This window comes from Lactobacillus sp. UMNPBX4, from assembly GCF_002554115.1.
In the GTDB taxonomy this organism is placed as follows: domain Bacteria; phylum Bacillota; class Bacilli; order Lactobacillales; family Lactobacillaceae; genus Lactobacillus; species Lactobacillus gallinarum.
Window position 1 is genome coordinate 1 of sequence record NZ_PCZF01000121.1, and the last position, 1181, is coordinate 1181.

Genomic DNA, 1181 nt, shown 5'->3' on the forward strand with positions numbered 1-1181 from the left:
CGCCGATTGTAAAATCAAGTTGAACACTTTATAAAAATAAAAGTCCATCTGGACCTGTTTGATAGAATGTTAATATCCACAAAAACATCTATTGGAGGTCACAAATGGACTCTTTACATTTTACCATGAATCAGCACGTTAAAGGCAAGCACTTATCATTTGAAGAGCGGGTTGTTATCCAAACCCGTTTAAAAGATGGTTATTCTATTAGAGCGATTGCTCGCGAATTGGGCTGCTCTCCTTCTACAATTAGCTATGAGGTTAAACGTGGTACTGTTTCTCTCTATCATGGCAAGCAGCAGCGCTATAAGGCTGAACATGGTCAGAGCGTTTATCAGATTAATCGTCGTCACTGTGGTCGTAAATCGGACTTCTTGAAGAAAGCAAACTTTATTAGCTACGTCATTAATCATTTTTTTGAGGACGGCTGGTCACTTGACGTTTGTGCCAATCGTAGCTTAGCTATCGGTGAATTCTCACATCATCAAACAGTCTGCACCAGAACTTTGTACAACTATGTAGAACAAGGCCTAATTGCAATTAAGAACTATGATTTGCCTGAAAAAATTAAACGTAATACCAAGCTCCATCATGTTCGCAAAAACAAGAAAAAGCTGGGACGAAGCATCGAAGAGCGACCTAAAGAGATTGACCAGCGCAATGAATTTGGTCATTGGGAATGTGATCTTGTTCTAGGGCATAAAACCAAAGATGATCAGGTTCTATTAACGCTTTCTGAGCGCATGAGCCGTGAATTCTTGATTATTCGCATACCTGACAAGACATCTGCCAGTGTCATGCAGGCTTTTAAAATGCTTCAAAAACAATACAGCGAGCACTGGAATGACATCTTCAAGACGATTACTACTGACAATGGTTCAGAGTTTGCGGATTTAGCTAATTTAGAAGAAGTTTCTAAGACTCTTATTTATTATGCTCATCCTTATACTTCTTGTGATAAAGGAACTGTTGAAAGACATAATGGTCTTATTCGCAGATTCATTCCTAAAGGAGACTGCATCAATAACTATTCTCTCCAACAAATCATTGATATTGAAACCTGGTGCAACTCTTTACCCAGAAAGATCCTGGCATATCACACACCAGATGAAATCTTCGAAAGAGAATTAGATAAAATCTATCAAACAGCGTAAGTGTTCAATTTATTATTGCAATTTACG

The 1181-nt window shown here is 38.3% G+C and carries 1 protein-coding gene; it reads left to right on the forward strand.

All coding sequences use genetic code 11. From position 1 onward, the window contains the following. The first annotated feature begins 104 nt into the window (after window positions 1-104). Window positions 105-1154 (forward strand): IS30 family transposase, encoded by a 1050-nt coding sequence (locus tag CP355_RS09980; protein WP_098044451.1) that lies wholly within the window; start codon window positions 105-107, stop codon window positions 1152-1154. Window positions 1155-1181: the final 27 nt, after the last annotated feature.

What these genes read in the sequence shown, in the direction of transcription:
- CP355_RS09980 (WP_098044451.1), top strand. Translation starts at nt 105, where the DNA reads ATGGACTCTTTACATTTTACCATGAATCAGCACGTTAAAGGCAAGCAC.